Source organism: Nocardiopsis sp. NPDC050513, from assembly GCF_044457925.1.
Classification (GTDB): domain Bacteria; phylum Actinomycetota; class Actinomycetes; order Streptosporangiales; family Streptosporangiaceae; genus Nocardiopsis.
This window is the reverse complement of sequence record NZ_JBITHK010000001.1, coordinates 603914-618704: the sequence shown is the minus strand read 5'-3', so window position 1 is coordinate 618704 and position 14791 is coordinate 603914. Positions and strand designations below refer to the sequence as shown.

General features: G+C 73.5%; 15 protein-coding genes. 8 read left to right on the top strand and 7 right to left on the bottom strand.

What is annotated here, in order from left to right; translation table 11 throughout:
* Positions 1-199: 199 nt before the first annotated feature.
* Both ACIBFB_RS02690 and ACIBFB_RS02685 read left to right on the top strand, forming a co-directional pair.
* A complete protein-coding gene (locus ACIBFB_RS02690) occupies positions 200-1075 on the top strand; it encodes a murein transglycosylase (protein WP_397225387.1) in 876 nt (291 codons plus the stop codon).
* A gap of 79 nt (positions 1076-1154) precedes the next feature.
* Positions 1155-1718 (top strand): hypothetical protein, encoded by a 564-nt coding sequence (locus ACIBFB_RS02685; protein ID WP_397225385.1) that lies wholly within the window; start codon positions 1155-1157, stop codon positions 1716-1718.
* On the opposite strand, the gene ACIBFB_RS02680 is transcribed toward ACIBFB_RS02685, so the two are convergent.
* The gene (locus ACIBFB_RS02680) at positions 1681-2139 is read right to left on the bottom strand and encodes a MarR family winged helix-turn-helix transcriptional regulator (protein ID WP_397225383.1); all 459 of its coding nucleotides are present in this window, start codon (positions 2137-2139) and stop codon (positions 1681-1683) included. The two genes, ACIBFB_RS02685 and ACIBFB_RS02680, sit on opposite strands and share 38 nt — an antisense overlap.
* A 117-nt stretch (positions 2140-2256) precedes the next feature.
* Here ACIBFB_RS02680 and ACIBFB_RS02675 point away from each other — a divergent pair, with 117 nt between their 5' ends.
* Complete coding sequence (locus ACIBFB_RS02675) at positions 2257-3663, top strand: MFS transporter (RefSeq protein ID WP_397225381.1); 1407 nt, start codon at positions 2257-2259, stop codon at positions 3661-3663.
* A gap of 17 nt (positions 3664-3680) precedes the next feature.
* Here the strand turns inward: ACIBFB_RS02675 and ACIBFB_RS02670 are convergent, their stop codons facing one another.
* From ACIBFB_RS02670 to ACIBFB_RS02650, 5 genes are all read right to left on the bottom strand, one after another.
* Positions 3681-4190 carry a S24/S26 family peptidase gene (locus ACIBFB_RS02670; RefSeq protein ID WP_397225379.1) on the bottom strand — a complete coding sequence of 170 codons (510 nt, stop codon included), beginning with the start codon at positions 4188-4190 and terminating at the stop codon, positions 3681-3683.
* Positions 4187-6085 carry an ABC transporter ATP-binding protein gene (locus tag ACIBFB_RS02665; protein ID WP_397225377.1) on the bottom strand — a complete coding sequence of 633 codons (1899 nt, stop codon included), beginning with the start codon at positions 6083-6085 and terminating at the stop codon, positions 4187-4189. The genes ACIBFB_RS02670 and ACIBFB_RS02665 overlap by 4 nt, the downstream gene beginning before the upstream one ends.
* Entirely contained in the window at positions 6085-6636 is a 552-nt protein-coding gene (locus tag ACIBFB_RS02660; RefSeq protein WP_397225375.1) for a TlpA family protein disulfide reductase, read from the bottom strand. The genes ACIBFB_RS02665 and ACIBFB_RS02660 overlap by 1 nt, the downstream gene beginning before the upstream one ends.
* A 14-nt stretch (positions 6637-6650) precedes the next feature.
* Complete coding sequence (locus tag ACIBFB_RS02655; protein ID WP_397225373.1) at positions 6651-7223, bottom strand: MauE/DoxX family redox-associated membrane protein; 573 nt, start codon at positions 7221-7223, stop codon at positions 6651-6653.
* Between the two features lie 84 nt (positions 7224-7307).
* Complete coding sequence (locus ACIBFB_RS02650) at positions 7308-7523, bottom strand: hypothetical protein (protein ID WP_397225371.1); 216 nt, start codon at positions 7521-7523, stop codon at positions 7308-7310.
* 313 nt (positions 7524-7836) lie between these two features.
* Here ACIBFB_RS02650 and ACIBFB_RS02645 point away from each other — a divergent pair, with 313 nt between their 5' ends.
* The 3 genes from ACIBFB_RS02645 (at position 7837) to ACIBFB_RS02635 (ending at position 11934) form a co-directional block, all read left to right on the top strand.
* Positions 7837-9567 carry a glycerol-3-phosphate dehydrogenase/oxidase gene (locus ACIBFB_RS02645; protein WP_397225369.1) on the top strand — a complete coding sequence of 577 codons (1731 nt, stop codon included), beginning with the start codon at positions 7837-7839 and terminating at the stop codon, positions 9565-9567.
* A gap of 127 nt (positions 9568-9694) precedes the next feature.
* Positions 9695-10453 (top strand): response regulator transcription factor, encoded by a 759-nt coding sequence (locus ACIBFB_RS02640; RefSeq protein ID WP_397225367.1) that lies wholly within the window; start codon positions 9695-9697, stop codon positions 10451-10453.
* Positions 10454-10482: 29 nt separating this feature from the next.
* Positions 10483-11934, top strand: a complete 1452-nt coding sequence (locus tag ACIBFB_RS02635) for an ATP-binding protein (RefSeq protein ID WP_397225365.1) — start codon at positions 10483-10485, stop codon at positions 11932-11934.
* On the opposite strand, the gene ACIBFB_RS02630 is transcribed toward ACIBFB_RS02635, so the two are convergent.
* Positions 11913-12935: a TAXI family TRAP transporter solute-binding subunit gene (locus tag ACIBFB_RS02630; RefSeq protein WP_397225363.1), complete on the bottom strand. Its 1023-nt coding sequence runs from the start codon at positions 12933-12935 to the stop codon at positions 11913-11915. The two genes, ACIBFB_RS02635 and ACIBFB_RS02630, sit on opposite strands and share 22 nt — an antisense overlap.
* Before the next feature lie 211 nt (positions 12936-13146).
* Between ACIBFB_RS02630 and ACIBFB_RS02625 the strand changes: the two genes are divergently transcribed.
* Together ACIBFB_RS02625 and ACIBFB_RS02620 are read left to right on the top strand one after the other, a co-directional pair.
* Positions 13147-14193, top strand: coding sequence for a TAXI family TRAP transporter solute-binding subunit (locus tag ACIBFB_RS02625; protein ID WP_397225361.1), 1047 nt, complete (start codon positions 13147-13149; stop codon positions 14191-14193).
* Positions 14194-14203: 10 nt separating this feature from the next.
* Positions 14204-14767, top strand: a complete 564-nt coding sequence (locus ACIBFB_RS02620) for a DUF1850 domain-containing protein (RefSeq protein WP_397225359.1) — start codon at positions 14204-14206, stop codon at positions 14765-14767.
* Positions 14768-14791 lie beyond the last annotated feature (24 nt).

The window sequence follows — 14791 nt, the reverse complement described above, 5'->3', positions numbered from 1 at the left end:
TTCAGGGAAGCGGTCTGACGAACCGCCGGATGCGTGGTCCGCATGTCCGGTGGTGTGGGAGGCGGGTCGGGCGACCCGACCCGCCTACCCGATTGCGATCCCCCGGTGACGGGACGGAGGCCGTGTGCGACCATGGTCCGGATTTGGGCGTCACATGACCCGACCATGACCGGATGTCGTCCCGACACTGGAGGACCGAATGGCTGACCACGAGCGCGGTGGTTCCGGGCGAAGCGGCCCGATCGCCGCCGTCTGCGCGACCCTCGCCGTGTGCCTGCTGCTCACGGGCGGGGTCGTGTACACGGTCGACCGGATCTCGTCGAACCTGGGCGGATGGGACGCCTCCGCGCCCGTGGGGGAGATCACCGACGGGAGCATCCAGACACCGCCCGCCGCCGACCTGACCGGGCCGCCGACCTCCCCGGACGTCGTCGCCGAGGGCGGAGCGCGGGAGGCGGCAGGCGGCGCCGGGGCCGACGACGGCGCCGACGAGCAGCAGAACCCGGGCGCGGGCGTCGCCCGGCCCACGGCGGAGTGGCTCGACGAGGTGTCGGAGGCGACGCGGATCCCCCGCCGCGCGCTGGAGGGGTACGCCAGCGCCCAGCTCTCGATGGAGGAGCGGCAGCCCTCGTGCCGTCTGTCGTGGCCGACGCTGGCGGGGATCGGGTACGTCGAGTCGCGGCACGGCACCTACGGCGGGGGCGAGATCGGGCCGGACGGCGCCACGACCGTGGACATCATCGGCATCCCGCTGGACGGCGGCAACAACACCCGGGCCATCGCGGACACCGACGGCGGTGAGCTGGACGGCGACGACGTGTGGGACCGGGCGGTCGGTCCGATGCAGTTCATCCCCGGCACCTGGGCCCGGTGGGGCACGGCGCTGGAGGGCCGCGTCGCCGACCCGCAGAGCATCGACGACGCCGCGCTGTCCGCCGCCCGCTACCTGTGCGACGGGGGCCGCGACCTCACGGTGGCGGCGGACTGGGAGAGCGCGATGCTCGAGTACAACGAGTCCAGGACCTACCTCGCCGACGTGCTCGCCTACGCGCACGCCTACGCCGACGCCGCCTGACCGGCGCGGAGTCCGCGCCCTCGGGCCGCTGGTCCGGGGGCGCCGGGGCGGTCCGGGCGGGCGGGTCTAGGGTCGAGGCGTGAACACGCGTACGAGGCTGCTGCGCCGCATCAGGGTCTGGATCGTCCTCTTCATCGCGGGCCTGGTGGTCAGCGGAGTGACCGCCTTCCCGCTGCCCGCCGAGATCCGGCTCCTCGCGTCCCTCCTGCACGGCCCGTTCGCCCCCGTCGCGGAGGCGCTGCCGGGGCTGGTCCACTGGGTGGAGCGGGTCCGGGAGGGGCTGGACACCGTTGAGCGCGACCACCCGTTCGTGCTCTACGGGACCGACTGGCTGGCCTTCGCCCACCTGGTGATCGCGGTGGCCTTCTACGGCCCGTTCCGGGACCCGGTGCGCAACGTGTGGGTGATCCAGTTCGGGATGATCGCGTGCGTGATGGTGATCCCGCTCGCGCTGGTCTGCGGGCCGATCCGGGGGATCCCGTTCTTCTGGCAGCTGATCGACATGTCGTTCGGGGTGTTCGGGATCGTGCCGCTGGTGATCGTGTACCGGATGATCCGCCGCCTGGAGGCGCTCGGGACGGCGCCGGTGCACGGGACGGCGCCGGTCAGTCCCGCTCCAGCCGCTCCAGCAGCGTCCGACTGATGTCCAGGAGTTGGGTGCGCTGTTCGGGGCTGAGCAGGTCGAGGAGGTTCTCGCGCATGCTCCGGACGTGGCGCGGACCCGCCTCGTCGAGCACCCTCTGACCTTCGTCGGTCAGGACGGCGAACACGCTGCGCCGGTCGGTCTCGCAGTGGACGCGCTCCACCCAGCCCGCCTCGCCGAGCTTGCGGACGGCGTGCGAGATCCGGCTGGGCTTGGTGTGCGTGCGTTCGGCCAGCTCGCTCATCCGCAGTGACCGGTCGGGGTCCTTGGAGAGCATGACGAGCAGTTCGTAGTAGGTGAGCGGCAGGTCGACGGCCTCCTGGAGGTCCTGTTCGACCCGTTGGTCGAGCAGGCGGAAGGCCAGCGTCGCCGCGTCCCAGGTCCGTTCCTCCGTGGCGTCCAGGCAACCGTCGTGGCTCATGGTGAAATGCTACCACGCTGGAATGTTGCGCGCTGAAGTAAATTCCTCTACTCTCGTGCTCAATAGTTCAGCGCTGGAATATTCAGCGCTCGCGCACCACCCGAAGGAAGGGCCGCCATGCCCCCCGAGTCCGACCCGTCCCCGACCGCCGCCGCGGACCGCCCCCGGGGCGCCCGCCGACCGCGAGCCGCCCTCGCGGTCCTGGCGCTGGCGCACTTCACCGTCTCGGTCGACTTCAACATCGTCTACGTCGCGCTGCCGGAGATCGGCGACGCGCTCGGCTTCACGTCCCGATCCCTGCCGTGGGTGGTCAACGCCTTCGCCCTGGGCTTCGGCGGGTTCCTGCTCCTGGGCGGCCGCGCCGTCGACCGGCTGGGCGCCCGCCGCATGCTCGCCCTCGGCGCCGGTCTCATGGCCGCCGCCTCCGTGGCCGGCGCCCTGGCGGGACACCCCGGCGTGCTGGTCGCCGCCCGGGCCGCACAGGGACTGGGCGCCGCCGCGCTCTTCCCCGCCACACTGGCCCTGGTGAACTCCGTCTTCGCGGCCGGTCCCGAACGCACCCGGGCCATGGCGGTCTGGGGAACGGCCGGAGCCTTCGGCGCCCTGGCGGGCGGCGCGGTCGGCGGGCTGCTCACCAGCTACCTCGGCTGGTCGTCGGTGTTCTGGGCGCTGGTCCCGCTCGCCCTCGCCGTCGCGCTCGCGGCGCCGCGCCTGCTGCCCCGGGACGGGCGCGCGCCCGGCACCGGCGGGTTCGACGTCCTGGGCGGCGGACTGGTGACCGCCGCGTCGCTGCTGCTCGTGTTCGGGGTGTTCCGCACCCAGGAGGCGGGCTGGTTCGCCCTGGAGAGCACCGGTTCCCTCGCCCTCGGCCTGGTGCTGCTCGGTCTGCTGACCGTCGTCGAACGCCGCTCCGCCGACCCCCTGCTGCCCACGGCGCTGCTCACCGACCGGACGCTGCTGGTGACGATGGCGCTCATCCTCGTGCTCATGGGCGTCGTGAACACGCTGCACTACGTCTACACCACGCACGTCCAGTCCGTCCTCGGGCTCGGCCCCCTCGTCGCCGGGCTGGGCTTCCTGCCGCAGGGACTGTTCGCGATGCTCGGTTCCATGCTGGTCCTGCCCGCCGTCCTCCGGCGGTGGGGGACGCGCGCCGCCCTGTTCGCCGGCGTGCTGTCGGTCGGCGTCACCTCGCTGGTCTTCGCCCTCGCGGTGACCGGGGAGAGCTACTGGCTGACCCTCCCCGCCGTCGTGCTGCTCGGGATCACCGCGGGAACGACCTACCCGCTGGTCTTCGCCTCCGCGGGCAGCGGCGTCGCCCCGGAGCGGCAGGGGGTCGCTTCGGCCATGGTGTCCACGTCCCAGCAGGTGGGCGGGGCGCTCGGACTGGCGGTGCTGGTCGCCGTCGCCAACGCCGGGGGCGGAACGGAGCCCACGTCGGGCGGGCTCGCCGCGGCCTCGCTCGCCGGCGGCGCGGTGACCGTCGCGACCGCGTTCCTGGCCCTCGCCGTCCGGCGCGCGTGACGGGCGGGCCCAGCGGCTCAGGGCCGTGCCGCCCCGGCTCCCCGCGCGTCCTCGCGCGGGGAGCGGCTCATGCGCCGGACCACGACGCCGAGGATCTGGTGCTCCGGACAGGGGCCGTGGTGGCGGGAGTCGATGCTCCCGATGTTGTCGCCGAGCAGGGCCACGTGGGCGGGAGGGACGTTCCCGTCGAGGCCGACCGCGTCGGGGTAGCGCTCCCCCGCGGTGGCGGCCACGCGCTTGATGTACCACCCCTCCCCGGGGACGTCCGGGCCCAACGGCGCCGACCCGCGCCACCCGGACTCCGCGGAGGGCAGCCCGACGACCACCACGGCGCCCCGCTCCACCCCGTCGCGGCCCCGCCGCACCAGCACCCGGTCGCGGGGGGCGAAGGCGGGCGCCATGCTCTCCCCGTCCACCGTGACGACGACGTACCCGCGGCGCAGACGCCACGCCACGGCGGCCGCCGCGACGACGGCGACGGCGAGCACGGCGGCCGACGCCGCCCCGACCCACACCGGAACGTTCACACGATCGCCTCCTCGGGAGCGTCGGGACGGCGCCCGGCGCCGTCCTCGGCGTACCCCTCGGCCTGGAGGGCGAACAGCCGGGCGTACTCACCGCCCCGTGCCATGAGTTCCCCGTGCCGCCCGACCTCGGTGATCCGCCCCTCCTCCAGGACCGCGATCCGGTCCGCCTCGCGCACCGAGCCCATCCTGTGGGACACCATGACGGTCGCCGTGCCGCGGCGCAGGGTCCGCAGCCGGTCCTGGACCTCCCGCTCGGCCTGCGGGTCCAGCCCGGAGGTCGGCTCGTCCACGATCAGCAGGTCCCGCCCCTCGCGCATGAGCGATCGCGCGATCGCGAGCCGCTGCCACTGCCCGCCGGAGAGGGTGACGCCGGACTCGTCGTCGTCCTCCCCCTGGTAGAACACCCGCGAGAGCACGGTGTCGTATCCGTGCGGCAGGTCGGCGACGAAGCCGTCCGCGCCCGCCGCGCGGGCCGCGGCGCGGACCCGGCCGTCGTCGTCGGCGGCGTCCAGGGCTCCGAGCGCGATGTTCTCCCGCACGGGCAGGTCGTAGGACATGAAGTCCTGGAACACGGCGCTCATGCGCGAGCGCAGTTCGCCGACGTCCATGCGCCGGATGTCCACCCCGTCCCACAGGACCCGTCCCCGCGTCGGGTCGTACATCCGGCACAGGATCTTGACGAGGGTGCTCTTGCCCGCGCCGTTGAGCCCCACCAGCGCCAGCGAGCCCCCGGCCGGGACGGTCAGGGAGACCCCGCGGAGCACCCAGGGGCCGTCGTCGGTGTAGCGGAACCACACGTCCTCCAGCCGGACCTCCCCGCGCAGCGGCTCCACGGGATCGGGATCGGCGGGGGAGGGCAGGTCCGTCGGAGTGCCGACCACGTCGTCGTAGTGGCCCATGAGCAGCAGGGACTGGTAGGCGCGGGAGAGGGTCTCCACGATGCCGGCCAGGGCGCCCTGCACCCCCGCCACCGCGGCGACGAAAGCGGACACGTCGCCGATCGTGAACGCGCCCCGCACCGCGGCGGTCACCATCCAGACGAGGCCTCCGGCGGAGACCAGCGCGCCCAGCAGGGCCAGCGGCGCGTGGGTGGCCACCACCCGCCGGTCCACCCGTTCCTCGGCCCGGTTGACCTGGACGGTCTCCTCCCTCATCCGGCCGAGCAGGAAGTCCCCGGTCCCGAACAGGCGGGTCTCCTTGATCGCCGCCACGTTCAGTGTGAGCGCCCGGTAGAACACCTGCCGCCGCATGCGCGGGCTCATCCGCCACATCATCCCGGCGCGCTGGCGGTTCAGCGCGAGCTGGACGACCAGGGACGGAAGGGCCGCCGCCACGGTGACGGCGGTGACGACGGGGCTGACGGTCACCAGGATCCCGAGGAAGCTCGTGATGGTCAGAGCGGTGGTCACCGTCCCGAACAGGGAGCCGATGATCTCCTCCGGCGCGGCGGTGGCGGAGGACTGCGCGAGGCGCAGCCGGTCGAGGAACGCGGGATCCTCGAAGCGGCGCAGACCGTCGATCCGGTTGACCGCCCCGTACAGGCGCTGCTCCACCAGCAGGCCCACACCCCTCCGGACCCGGGAGTTCAGGTAGGTGGCCAGGTGGTCCGCCAGGGCGCCGACGAGGGTGCACGCGCCCAGCAGGACGACGACCAGGACCGGTGCGCCCGCCAGCGCACCGGGCACGCCGGGGGCCGGTCCGCCGAACTGGAGGGTGTCCAGCAGCCACTTGGTGAGCAGCGCGCCCGCCGCGGGCAGCAGCCCGGTCGCCACGGTCAGCGCGCCGTACGACGCCAACGACCAGGGTGCGGCCCGCCACGCGATCTCCAGCGAGCGCAGGGCCCGCGCGCACGCGGCGCGCGGGCCCAGGCGTCCGCTGGCGGGGGACGGGCCCATCACGCCCCCACGAGGGCGTCCTCGAGGTCCTTGACCGCCACCGCGGAGCGGACCACCACCCCCCGGGCGTCGGCGAAGACGAAGGCGGGGATTCCGGTGAGCGAGAACGCCTGGCCGACGTCGTCGTGGACCTTCTGCATGACCACGGTCACGTGTCCCTCCAGAACGGAGGTGTAGGTCCGCGCCTCGCCCCGCGGGTCGCCGACGAAGGCGATCACCTGCTCACGGGACAGACCCACCTGGCGCGCGAAGTCCACCAACGGCTGGAGCTGCTCCTTGCACGACCCGCAGGCGGTGTCGAAGAACGCGTACAGGGCCATGCCGCCGAGCCGGTCCGCGGAGGAGACGGTGACCCCGTCGGTGCTCTGGGCGGTGAACTCCGGGACCGGCGTGCCGGCGGGGACGTCCTCCAGATCCGGGGAGGGGACGGACGGCCCGCCGCCCGGGGAGCTCTCCAGCTGCCTCAGGCGACGTACGAGCGCCATGGTCAACAGCAGGTTGAACAGGGTGAGGGCGGTCAGCAGCACGACCGCCGCGATGAGGATTCCCACGGTGTTCTCCAAACTCACGGACGGGGGAGCCGCGCGGTCGGCCGTCCTCCCGCGCTGGAGCCGAAGAGGTCGACGAGGTCGTCGTAGTAGAAGGTCACGGCCGTGACCGCGACGGCGCCGACGACGGCCAGGCCGACCGCTCCCAGCGGGGCGGGAAGCCCCGGTCCGGCGGCGGTCGCGCAGGCCAGACCGGTCGCGGCCAGGCAGGTCAGGGCGAGGTTGCGCCACACGTGCGGCCACCCGAGCGACGTCCGGGTCTTGCCGAAGCAGGAGCAGGGAACGGCGTTCCCGGCACGTGCGGAGTACAGGGCCAGCAGGGTGAACGCGGCGAACAGGCCGGTGGCCGCCGCGAGGGCGGGCCCGCGCGCCCAGGAACCGGCGAGCAGGGCGGTCCCGACCACCAGTTCGACCGCGGTGTGCGCGACGGAGGCGGCGCGGACCGGGAAGCGGACGGCGGACAGGGGAAGACGCGCGGCCAGGACCGACCAGGTCTCCTCGTTGGCCGTACCGCGGGCCTTGGAGAGCCCGGAGGCGAGGAAGACCCCGGCGACGGCCAGTTGCAGGAAGAGGGCGGTGAGCGAGAGCAAGGAACCGGTGCCTCACGGGTGGGGGGTGGGCCGGGGCCGGTGGCGGAACGGCGGAACGCGGTCCGCCACCGGGGGAGGGGAGGGTCAGCGGCAGCAGCCGACGGGGTCCCAGCGGTAGCTGCCGTCGCTGCACTGGTACTTGTAGTCGCGGGACAGGAAGTAGGCGCTGCCGCCGCAGTACGGGAGGCGGCACCGGTAGGTGGTGTAGCTGCACTCGAACTGGTCGGCCTTGGCGGTGGCCTTCGGGGCGAGGCGCTCCAGGATGCGGTCGCCGAGGCGGGCGAGGGGGGTCGCCGTCATCACTCACATCTCCTTGTGTCGTGGATCACTCCCTCGTGGGAGCGGTATCACACTAGGACGGCGGGTGCGTTTTTCGAATGCGCCAACGGGCCAATTGAGCAAGATTTGAGCCTTGTGTGGAAGATGTTTCCCAGGCAACCGATCGGTTCCATTCCTCCGACCGGAGAATGCCCGGGCGACATGCCGTGAGGTGCGAATACGCGTGTCCCGGAGAACCGTCCGCATAGCCTGGGAGCCTCTGGCCGGTCCGATGGACAGGGGCTCCGGGCGGGTATCTGCCTGGGAGGAGCACCATCGAGACGGAGGACGACGGATGGCGACCACGTGGTTGGGACCGGACGCGCGCACCGAGGCGCTCGCGTCGTTGGCCGACGAGGAACTCGACGTCCTCGTCGTGGGCGGGGGCATCGTCGGGGCGGGTGTCGCGCTGGACGCGGTGTCGCGCGGTCTGTCCACCGGGCTGATCGAGGCGCGGGACTTCGCCTCGGGTACCTCCAGCAGATCCAGCAAGCTCATCCACGGCGGACTCCGCTATCTGGAGCAGTTGGACTTCGAACTGGTCCGCGAGGCGCTCACCGAACGGGGGCTGCTGCTCACGACGATCGCCCCGCACCTGGTCCGCCCGGTGCCCTTTCTTTTCCCTTTCTCCCACCACTGGGAGCGGTTCTACATCGGCGCCGGAGTGACCCTTTATGACGCCCTCGCCCTGACGTCGAGAAACAATCGCGGGCTGCCCGCGCACCGGCACCTGACCAGATCGGGCGCGCTGCGGGTCTTCCCCGCGCTCAGGAGGGACGCCCTGGCCGGCGCCGTGCAGTACTGGGACGCCCAGGTCGACGACGCCCGCTTCGTCACCACCGTGCTGCGCACCGCCGCGGGGCTCGGCGCGCGGATCGCCTCGCGCGTCCAGGCGGTCGGTTTCCTGCGGGAGGGGGAGCACGTGGTCGGCGCCCGCGCGGCCGATCTGGAGACCGGTGCGGAGCTGCGCGTCCGCGCCCGCCAGGTGGTCAACGCCGCCGGGGTGTGGACCGACGACATCCAGGAGATGGTCGGCGGTCGCGGCCAGATCCACGTGCGCGCCTCCAAGGGCGTCCACCTGGTCGTTCCGCGCGACCGCGTCCAGGCGTCCTCCGGCATGATCCTGCGCACGGAGAAGAGCGTCCTGTTCGTCATCCCCTGGGGGCGGCACTGGATCATCGGCACCACCGACACCGACTGGGACCTCGACAAGGAGAACCCGGCCGCGAGCCGTGCCGACATCGACTACGTCCTCGACCACGTCAACCAGGTCCTGCGCACCCCGCTGGGCAGGGACGACGTCGAGGGGGTCTTCGCGGGACTGCGCCCGCTGCTGTCCGGGGAGTCCGAGGAGAGCTCCCAGCTGTCCCGCGAGCACACGGTGGCCCATCCGGTGCCGGGCCTGGTCCTCATCGCGGGCGGCAAGTACACCACCTACCGCGTCATGGCCAAGGACGCGGTCGACGCGGTCGCGCACGGCCTCGGCGGCGGCGTCCCGGCCTCGGTCACCGACCGCCTGCCGCTCGTCGGCGCCGACGGGTACGCGGCCCTGCGGAACCAGCGCCACGCGCTCGCGCGGAGTTCGGGCCTGCACGTCTCGCGCGTCACCCACCTGCTGCGCCGCTACGGGTCCTCCGTCCACGACCTGCTGACGCTGATCCGGGAACGCCCCGACCTGGGCCGGCCGCTCGCCGCCGCCGACGACTACCTGCGCGCGGAGATCGTCTACGCCGCCCTGGCGGAGGGCGCCCGCCATCTGGAGGACGTGCTGAGCAGGCGGACCCGGATCTCCTTCGAGACCTGGGACCGGGGGATCGCCGTCGCCGAGGAGGCGGCCGAACTGCTCGCGGTGCCGCTCGAATGGAGCGAGGAGCAGGTCAAGCGGGAGGTCGAGTTCTACCGCAAGGGGATCGAGGCCGAGCGCGCCGCCCAGGAGCAGGACACCGACCAGGAGGCCGACGCCATCCAGCACGGGGCTCCGGAGATCGTCCCGGAGGCCGGGATCGGGCGGCCCGGCGGGGACTGACCCCTCCCGGCGGCGGGCCGGGGACGGCGGCTCCCGGCGCCGTCGCCGCGGCCAGTGTGGCCCGGAACACACGTTTGGCGTTAGGGTGCGGTACCGACATCCCCTCACCCCGCCGCGAAGGACCCCCATGATCACGGTGCTTCTCGTCGAGGACGACGTCAGGCTCGCCGACGCCCTCGCGGGCGCCCTGGAGGGCCACGGGTACACGGTCGAACAGGCCCGCACCGCGAAGGCCGCGCTCGCCGCCGCGCCCGTCGACATCGTTCTGCTGGACCTCGGCCTGCCCGACATGGACGGCATCGACCTGTGCCGTCGCCTGCGCGAACGTCCCGACGGCGGCGACACCGCCGTCATCATGGTCACCGCCCGGGGCGACCGCCACGAACGGGTGCGCGGCCTGCGCTCGGGCGCCGACGACTACGTGGTCAAACCCCTCGCGCTGGAGGAGCTGTGCGCCCGGATGGAGGCGGTCCTGCGGCGCACGGCCCGCCGGGGCGCACCCGCTCTCTCCGCGGGAGCGGTCGCCGTCGACCCGGCCACGCGCACCGCCACGTGCGCGGGCGTCCCGGTCGACCTCACCCGCAAGGAGTTCGACCTGCTCGCCGTCCTCGTCCGGGAGGCGGGGACGGTCGTCCCGCGCGAGCAGCTGCTGCTGCGGGTGTGGCAGACCGCCTGGCAGGGCACGCGCCGCACCCTGGAGGTGCACGTGGGGACGCTGCGCTCCAAGCTCGGCGTGCCGGGGCTCATCGAGACCGTGCGCGGCGTCGGGTACCGCCTGGTCCCGGACGCGCGGCCCGTGGCGGCCGACCGCGTCCCGCCCCCGGCCCGGGAGGGCGAGCCCGCGCCGCCGACCGCGTCCGCCGTCGCGCCGACGGCGCGGACGTGAGCCCGCTCCGACCGTCGGGAGCCTGAGCGGTGCGCCGACGCGTCGTGATCGTCTACGTCACCCTGCTGGTCGCCGGATGCCTGGGACTGGCCCTGCCGCTGTGCGGAAGCATCGCCGCGCGCGGGACCTCCGCCATGCTCCTCGACCGCATCAACGACACCGCGCGCTTCGCCGGGCTGGCCGAGCCGGGCGTGATCACCGGGTCGGCCGGGAGCCTGAGCGGCGAGCTGGTCGCCTACGACCGGCTGTACGGGATCAGGGCGCTCGTGGTCGACCGGGACGGCACCGTGGTCGCCGCGTCCAGGGAGGGCCTCACGCTGGCCGACCTCGACCCCTCCCCCGAGGACGACGCGGTGCTCCCGCCCGAGGTGCGCACCGCGCTCGCGGGCAACCGGATGGGCGCCGACACCGTCGTCTGGCCGTGGCAGGAGGAACCGCTGATCGTCGCCGAACCGATCGGCGGCGCGGGGGAGGTCGTCGGAGCCGCCGTGACCGCCTCGCCGACCGGGGCCCTGCGCGGGGCGACGCTCGTCCTGTGGGGGGAGGCCCTGGCGGCGGTCGCCCTGTTGATGGTCGCGGGCATCGCCGCCGCCGGTCCGCTCACCCGCTGGGTACTGCGGCCCATCGACGACCTGGACGAGGCGACGCGGGCGGTGAGCGACGGCAGCCTGGACACCCGGGTGCACACGGCGGCCGGCCCGCCCGAGCTGCGCCGGTTGGCGGAGTCGTTCAACCAGATGGCCGACACCATCACGACCATGATCGAGCGGCAGCGCCTGTTCGTCGCCTACGCCGGGCACCAGGTGCGCAACCCGCTGGCGGCGCTGCGGCTGCGGGTGGACTCCCTCGCGCGACACCTGCCGCCCGAGGGCCGCCAGGGCCACCGGCTGGCCCTGGACGAGGTGGACCGCCTGTCCCGGGTCTGCGACAGCCTGCTCACGCTGGCCCGGACCGAGGACGCCGACCACTCCACGGTGTGGGAGGACGTCGCCGCGGTCGCCGAGGCCCGGGTGGCGGCGTGGTCGCCGATCGCCGAGCGGGCCGGAGCCGTCCTGGCGGCCGAGGGGGAGCGGGGCGTCCGGGTCAGGTGCGTGGAGGGCACGCTCGACCAGACGCTGGACGCGCTGATCGACAACGCCCTGAAGTTCGGCGGGGAGGGCGTGCGGATCGCGGTGCGGGTGCGGGGCCCGTTCGCCGACCCGGACGGCGCGGGTGCGGGTCACGTGGACGTGCACGTGGTCGACGACGGGCCGGGGCTGTCCGAGGACCAGCTGGTCAACGCCGCCCGTCCGTTCTGGCGGGACGGACACGACGGGGTCGGCGGCAGCGGGCTGGGGCTGTCGGTCGTCGTCACGCTGCTGGAGCTCCAGGGCGCCAGGCTCACCCTCCGGCAGCGCAGCCCGCACGGGATCGACGCCCGGGTGCGCCTCCCGGTCGACGGGACGCGGACCTCGGCCGGTCAGGCGCCCGAACTGTCGTAGGCGTACTTCATCGAGCGGTAGTAGGCCGCCGCCCCCGGGTGCAGCGGCACCGGCAGCGTGGCGATCGCCGAGCGCGGGTTCAGGTGCAGCGCCACCGGATGGACGCCGACCAGGTCGGAGCGCGAATCGAACAGCAACCGGGTCAACTCCCCGGCCACCTCGTCCGGCATCCGCTCGTTGACCACGAGCAGGCTCGGCACGCCGATCGTGCGCACGGCCGGGACGTCCTCGTAGGTCCCGGCGGGGACGGGCATCTCCGTGAAGAACTCGCCGTACTCCTCGACCAGCGCGGGAACGAACTCGGCCAGGTCGATCAGCCGGATCGGCGTACGCGCGGCGAGTTCGGCCACGGCCCGGGTGGGCAGGCCGCCCGACCAGAAGAACGCGTCCACGCGCCCCTCCTCCAACGCGCGCGCGGACTCGCCGATCGGCAGGCGGGTCGGGACCACGCCCGCGGCCCCCGCCGCCCGTTCCTCCTCGGTGATCTCGTCCAGACCCGCCAACGCCAGCAGCCGCTCGGCCATCATCTCGGTGCCGGACCCGCTCGCGCCCATGGACACCGTCGCGCCCTCCAGGTCGGCGATCTCCGTGTGGGGCGCGTCGGCGCGGACCACCAGGTGGGTGTGGTTGTCGTACAGGCGCGCGATCGCCGCGACGGGCATCGGCGCGTCGAACGGGGGCTCTCCGGCGACGGCCAACGCCGCCACGTCGGCGAGGGAGAACGCCGCGTCCACGGCCCCGGCCGCGACGAGCCGGTTGTTCTCCACACTCGCGGCGGTGGGGATCGCGACGATCTCCGTGTCGTCCGGGCGGGCGAGGACGGCGCTCGCCAGACCGGAGCCGTAGTCGAAGTAGACGCCGCCCTCGCCGCCGGTGCCCACCGACAACCGCAGCGGAATCTCGTGCGGCGGAAGAGAACTCGTCAGGAGGGCGCCGACGAGCACGCCTGTGACCGCGGCCCGCATCATCGACCACGAATCGTGACATCCCGCCCACGCCATGGTCAGACGATAGCAACACGGACGGAACCTCAGCTGAACCTCAAAACGCGGCGCGGACACTGTCCGCGGCCGGTCGGTTGTCACTAGGTTTGCGCCTGGAGCGGCTCCCGCCGGAATCGGTTCCGGACCCTCGGGCGATCCCCGGTGGAATACCTCCGGCGCCCTCCTTGCTCCCGAACTGCCCCCCAGAGGATTCCGAGAGGACTCGACCATGCGACGCGCCCTGCCGTCCCTGGCCGCCCTGCCCGTCAGCGTTCTCCTGCTGGCGAGTTGCGCACAGCCCGCCGACCAAGCCGCCCAGGAGGAGACGCCGATCGGCGAAGGCGCGGTCCGCGACCAGCTCAGCATCGTCACCGGCGGTACCACCGGTGTGTACTTCCAGATCGGCGGTGTCCTCAGCACGATCATCGGGGACGAGATCGAGGGCCAGAGCGCCTCGGCCGAGACCACCGGCGCCTCCGTGGAGAACCTGCGCCTCCTCGGCAACGGCGAGGCCGACATGGCCATCGTCCAGGGCGACGCCGCCGGTCAGGCGTTCGACGGCCTCGCGGACTTCGAGAACAGCCCGGTCGAGTCCTACGCGCTCGGCGTGCTCTACCCGAACGTCTTCCACACGGTGGCCCTGGCGGCGACCGTCGAGGAGCAGGAGCTGTCCTGCTTCCGGGACGTGCTCGGCACCCGCTACTCGGTGGGCGCTCCCGGCAGCGGCAACGCGGCCACCACCAGCGCCGTGTTCGAGGCCCTGGAGATGTCCATGGGCGACATCGAGATCGAGCAGCTCGGGTACGCCGAGACCGACACCGCGCTGCGCAACGACCAGCTCGACGCCGGGTCGTGGGTCGTCGGCGAGGGCCACGCCGGGCTCGCTGAGCTGGCCACCACCGAGGACGTCGCCCTCGTCCCCATGTGCGAGGACGAGCGCTCCGCCATCACCGCCGGGTCCAGCAGCTACACCGAGCACACGATCCCGGGCGGCACCTACGAGGGCGTCGACGAGGACGTCGAGACCATCGCGGTGTGGAACTCGCTGGTGGTCGGCGGCGACTTCAACGAGGACCAGGCCTACGACATCACCGCCGCGCTGTTCGCGAACGTCGACGCGGTCCTGGAGGCCTACGCCCCGGCGGAGGACTACCTGGTCCCCGAGACCATCCTGAACAGCCCCGTCCCGGTGCACCCCGGCGCCGCCCGCTTCTACGAGGAGCAGGGCGTCGAGCTGCCCGACGAGCTGGTGGCGGACACCGGCGCGCAGGGCTAGGACGCCTGCGATGGCCGTCCGATCCGACCCGACCGACCGGCCATCCGCGGGCGCCGGAGCCCTCCGGCGCCCGCGGTCCGCGGCCCTGTGGGGCGGCGTGCTCGCCGCCGCCGCTGTCGCCGCCCTGCTGTGGCCCGTGTGGCCCGCCCTCCGCGTGACGGACGACGGAACCGTGATCGGCCACCTCCCGCTCGCCGAGGGCGAGACCCTCACGATCGCCTACGTCCACTCCATCGACGGCCTGCCGATCGAGGAGGACCTGACCGTGCGCGACGGCCGCCTCGTCGCCGTGTCCACCCGCAGCGTCCAGTACGGCGCGGGCATGGGCCAGATCCCCGGGGAGGGGGAGGCCCACGCCGACGGGGAGTGGTGGGTGGTCGACGCCATGGACCGCGACGTCGGCGCCGAGATGGTGCTGCGCCCCGGCTCCGCGGCGGTCGACCACCGCCTGCGCACGCCCCGCACCGAGGTGCGGCTCTCGCCGTGCCTCACCGCGCACCGCGTGGTCGTCGCCCCCGTGCGGGTGTCCACCCTCCGGTCGCTCCTCGGCCGCGTCCCGCGGCCCGAGTGCTGACCCGCCCCGAGACCTCCCGCTGAG